Source organism: Methylocaldum sp. (assembly GCF_039794385.1).
Lineage (GTDB): Bacteria > Pseudomonadota > Gammaproteobacteria > Methylococcales > Methylococcaceae > Methylocaldum.
This window is the reverse complement of the sequence record NZ_JBDIVO010000397.1, coordinates 1-3894: the sequence shown is the minus strand read 5'-3', so window position 1 is coordinate 3894 and position 3894 is coordinate 1. Positions and strand designations below refer to the sequence as shown.

Sequence of the window (3894 nt, the reverse complement as noted above, 5' to 3'; positions counted from 1 at the left end):
TCCGCCATGCCCTTGCAGATTTTCAGATCCTTTTGGTGCAGGGCGAGCTTGAAGCCGGGTTTGAACACGCCTTGGGTCATGGTCGGTCCGCGCTTTTCCAGAAACCAGTTTCCGGCCGCGCCGCCGGAAACGACGTCGATGACCTTGCGCATGTCGAGTCCCAGCGCCGCTCCGAATGCCATGGCTTCGGTCACGGCCTCGTTGATGCCGGCCGCCATGATCTGGTTCACCGCCTTGGCCGCCTGGCCGGCACCCACGTCGCCCATGTGAACGATCCGGCTGCCCATGGTTTCCAGTACCGGCAGAATTCGCTCCAAGGTCTCGAGCTTGCCGCCGACCATGATCGCTAGGGTCCCGTTCTTCGCGCCTTCGACGCCGCCGGTCACCGGCGCATCGAGAAAATCCGCGCCCTTGCTTTCAACCAGCCTGGCGGCTTCTCGCGCGGTATCGCTGCTCACAGTGGACATGTCGATCACCACTGTGTGCGGGCGCAGCGCCGGTAACATGCCGTGTATCACCTCCAGCACGTCGGCATCGGCCGAGACGCAAATTAGAGTCACGTCGACGTGCGAGGCGAGCAGGGCGGGCGAGACGGCGCACTGTACGCCCAATTCTTGAGAAAGCGTTATCGCGCTGGCTTCGGTGCGGTTCCAGACGGAAGCCAAATAACGGCCCTTGGCCACGTTTCGCGCCATGTGAGTGCCCATCGCGCCGAGACCGATGAAGCCCGCCCTAATGTCCTTTTTGCCTTCGGTGTTCAATGCCGTTTACTCCTCGAGATAGGTGTAGCTTCGCAAGCCGGCGATCAATTCGCTCTCGAAGCGCTTGCGCTGTTCGGGGGGGATCCGCGCCTCGACCAGCTTCTTGCGATAGGCGCGTTCCAATTCTTCCGGGTCGATATGCACATAGCGCAAGAGGTCGTGGGCGCCGTCGCCCCGCATGGGCTGGATGAAACGGTAGCCGCCGGCTCCATCGAGTTCGACGTTGACCGAATGAGTATCGCCGAACAGATTGTGCATGTCCCCCAGAATTTCCTGGTAGGCGCCGACCAGGAAGATGCCGATGAGATAGGGTTCGCCCGGCTTGTGGGTATGCAGCGGCAGGGTGGCTTCGAGGCTCTGCCGATCGATGTAGGTATTGATCCGGCCGTCGGAATCGCAGGTCAGGTCTTGGATCACCGCGCGGCGCGTGGGTTCCTCGTGCAGGCGCTGCAGCGGCATGACCGGAAACACCTGTGCGATCGCCCAGGCGTCCGGCATGGACTGGAACAGCGAGAAATTGCAGAACACCTTGTCGGCAAGCCGCTCGTTGAGTTCGTCGATCAGCTCGCGATGGGCGCGGAGACGGATGTCGAGGCGCCTATGAACGGCATGGCAAATGGCTGCGTTGAGCCGTTCCGCATCGGCGAGTTCGGCCAGGCTCAATTTGCCCTGCACGTACATCGCTCGGGCTTCGGCGAGATCGAATTGCGCGTCGTGATACACGCCCAGCGGCGACTCCTGGGGCAGGGCGCGGAGCAGGTCGGCCAGGTCCTGCAAGGGTTTTGCCTTGATTTCGGCCGGAGGGCTTCCGTCTTCGGCCACCGATTCGATATCGATGATATTCGTGATCAGCACCGCATGATGTGCGCTCATCGCACGTCCGGATTCGGTGATCAGGTTAGGATGCGGCAAACCGTATTCGGCGCAGGCCTCCGAAAAGGCGCGCACGATGCTGTGGGCGTATTCGTCGATGCTGTAATTGATGGAACAGTCGCTGACCGAATGGGTGCCTTCGTAATCGACGCCGAGTCCGCCGCCCACGTCGGCCCAGGCGAGATGGGCGCCGAGTTCCCGCAATTCCGCGTAATAGCGGCTGGCTTCCCGCAGCGCCGTCTTGACGTCGTTGATGTTCGCGACCTGCGAGCCCATGTGGAAATGCATCAGTTTGAGCCATTCGAGTCCGCCGGCTTCTCGCAATTTGACGATCAGCTTGAGGAGTTCGTTCGCGTGCAGGCCGAACTTCGATTTTTCGCCGCCGCTGTTCTGCCATTTGCCGGCGCCGATGCTGGACAGTCTGATCCGGACGCCCAATTGCGGCGCAATCCCCAGATCTCGCGATTCGGAAAGCACCAGCTCCAGTTCGGACAGCTTTTCGATGACGATGAAGACGTTCAGTCCCAGGCTGAGTCCGATCAAGGCCAGGCGGATGTAGGATCGGTCCTTGTAGCCGTTGCAGATTACCGTGCCGGCATCGGATAAGGCCAGTATGGCCAGAAGTTCCGATTTGCTGCCGGCTTCCAAGCCGACTGACGTATGACCATTTTTTAAAATGCCCTCGACCACGCTCCGCTGCTGATTGACCTTGATCGGATAGACCGGTGTATAGCTGCCTCGATAATCGTGCTCGTGGCGAGCCTTTTCGAAGGCCTTGTGCAGCAGGCCCACGCGGTCGCGGAGGATATCGGTGAAGCGCACCAGGACCGGCAGCGACAAGCCTTCCTGGCGTACCGCCTGGGCGATTTCGAAGAGATCCACCGTGCCTTGCACCGGATTCTTGGTCGGACGGACGACCACGTGGCCTTCGTCGTTGATGCCGAAGTAGCCTTCTCCCCAGTGCTCGATGGCGTAGGTATCGACCGCCTGCTCTAGACTCCAACTCATTTCGGTGGCCAAGCTCTTTAAAAAAGGTTGAATTATGTGGAAAATCCTCCGATTTTTCCATTGCGAGGAACACCATGCTGAGCGACGAAAACTGGTTTACCGAGGTTTATCCGAAACACGGGAGCGCGCTCTCTTTGAAGGTGACTGATAAGCTCCACGAGGAGCAGACGCCGTTTCAGCGCATCGAGATCTACGAGACTGAATGGCTGGGCACGCTCATGGTCATCGACGGCTGCACGATGGTGTCCGATCGGGATAATTTTCTTTATCACGAGATGATGACCCATCCGGCGCTATACACCCATCCGAATCCGGAAACCGTCTGGATCATCGGCGGCGGCGACTGCGGGAGCCTCAAGGAAGTGCTCAAACACCCGGAGGTCAAGCGGGCGGTTCAAATCGAGATCGACGAGCGGGTGACCCGGCTTGCCGAGCGGTATTTTCCGGAGTTGTGCGAATCGAACGACGACCCGCGCGCCGAGCTGCTCTTCATCGACGGCATTCAGTGGGTAAAGGATGCGGCGGCCGACAGCGTCGATCTCATCATCGTGGACAGCACCGATCCGGTGGGGCCGGCCGAGGGCTTATTCAACGAGGCGTTCTACCGCGAGTGTTTCCGTTGCCTGCGCAAGGACGGGATTCTCGCCCAGCAGAGCGAATCGCCGCTGTTCCACATGCCGCTGATCGAGGCCATGCACAAGACCATGCGCCAGGCGGGATTTCCCGAAACGCGCACCTTGTTCTTTCCTCAGTTCATCTATCCATCTGGCTGGTGGAGCGGGACCCTGGCGGGAAAATCGGGTCTGACCCATTTCCGCGAGGCCGATGCCCGAAACAAACCGTTTGCAACGAGCTACTACAACGCCGAGATCCATAAGGCAGCTTTCGTCGCGCCGGAGTTCTTCAGGGCGGCGATGGCTTGAGCGGACGGCGGCCTGTGTTACGATTTGCGGAAAACGACGGGTTTGAGGAAAAGATCCCATGACTGAGAAAGAAATAAGCGAAGCGCTTTTCAACCTGCGCACCGAGATTGAACATCTGAATACCAGCGACCCGGAAGTGAGGGCTCGGCTGGAAACGCTGCTTGCCGATCTCGAGCGGCGGCTCGAGGCATCGGAAGACGAGCATCACCTGCATTTGGTGGATGACATGAAAGAAGCGATTTCGCAGTTCGAAGTCGAACATCCCCGCATTACCGGCATTCTCAACGACTTGATGGTTGCCTTGAGCAACCTGGGGATCTGATCCTCTT

General features: G+C 59.5%; 4 protein-coding genes. 2 read left to right on the top strand and 2 right to left on the bottom strand.

Features of this window, described 5'->3' with window-relative positions; genetic code table 11:
* Together ABJK70_RS21515 and speA are read right to left on the bottom strand one after the other, a co-directional pair.
* Positions 1-737, bottom strand: a 737-nt coding sequence (locus ABJK70_RS21515; protein ID WP_347259076.1) for an NAD(P)-dependent oxidoreductase, incomplete at its 3' end; no start/stop codon positions are given.
* A 30-nt stretch (positions 738-767) separates the two neighbouring features.
* Positions 768-2642 (bottom strand): biosynthetic arginine decarboxylase, encoded by a 1875-nt coding sequence (speA, locus tag ABJK70_RS21510; RefSeq protein ID WP_077728134.1) that lies wholly within the window; start codon positions 2640-2642, stop codon positions 768-770.
* 74 nt (positions 2643-2716) lie between these two features.
* On the opposite strand from speA, the gene speE reads away from it, so the two are divergent.
* Together speE and ABJK70_RS21500 are read left to right on the top strand one after the other, a co-directional pair.
* A complete protein-coding gene (gene speE / locus ABJK70_RS21505; protein WP_086135251.1) occupies positions 2717-3565 on the top strand; it encodes a polyamine aminopropyltransferase in 849 nt (282 codons plus the stop codon).
* 58 nt (positions 3566-3623) lie between these two features.
* Positions 3624-3887: a DUF4404 family protein gene (locus ABJK70_RS21500; RefSeq protein ID WP_077728091.1), complete on the top strand. Its 264-nt coding sequence runs from the start codon at positions 3624-3626 to the stop codon at positions 3885-3887.
* Positions 3888-3894: the final 7 nt, after the last annotated feature.